The sequence below is a fragment of the Aquabacterium sp. A08 genome, from assembly GCF_011742065.1.
Genome location: NZ_JAAQQT010000090.1, coordinates 1 through 560, shown reverse-complemented (window position 1 = coordinate 560; position 560 = coordinate 1). Strand labels below are relative to the sequence as shown.

The following is a 560-nucleotide window of genomic DNA, read 5'->3' as shown; positions in this document are numbered from 1 at the left end:
CTGACGCTGAGCCAGAGCTGCCCCGCCACCCCGGGCCAGGCGGTCAAGGCGCCTTTCGTCATCCCGGTGGCGCTGGGCCTGCTGGACGCGCAGGGCCAGGCTCTGCCGCTGCAGCTGGCCCACTGGAGCCAGCCCGAACACGGCACCCGCACCCTGGTGCTGACCGAGGCCTGCGAAACCTTCACGTTCGTCCACCTGGACCACGAGCCGGTGCCTTCGCTGCTGCGCGGCTTCAGCGCCCCTGTGGTGTTGGAGCACGACTACACCGATGCCCAGTTGCTCACCCTGCTGGCTTTCGATGCCGACCCGTTCAACCGCTGGGAAGCCGGCCAACGCCTGGCCCTGCGCCGCGCCCTGGCGGCCATCCGGGCCACCGGCCCGGTGCCGGCCGAGGTGCTGGACAGCGCCTACCTGGCCGCCATGCAGGCCGTGCTGCGCCACCCCGCGCTGGACGCTGCCTTCAAAGAGCTGGTGCTGACGCTGCCGGCCGAAACCTACATCGCCGAACAGCTGGACGTGGTGGACCCACAGCGCATCCACGCGGTGCGCGAAGCCATGCG

At 71.1% G+C, this 560-nt stretch carries 1 protein-coding gene; it reads left to right on the top strand.

The window, feature by feature from the left end; all coding sequences use genetic code 11:
* Positions 1-560: DUF3458 domain-containing protein (locus tag HA630_RS00515; protein WP_166832027.1), on the top strand; the 560-nt coding region annotated here is incomplete at both ends.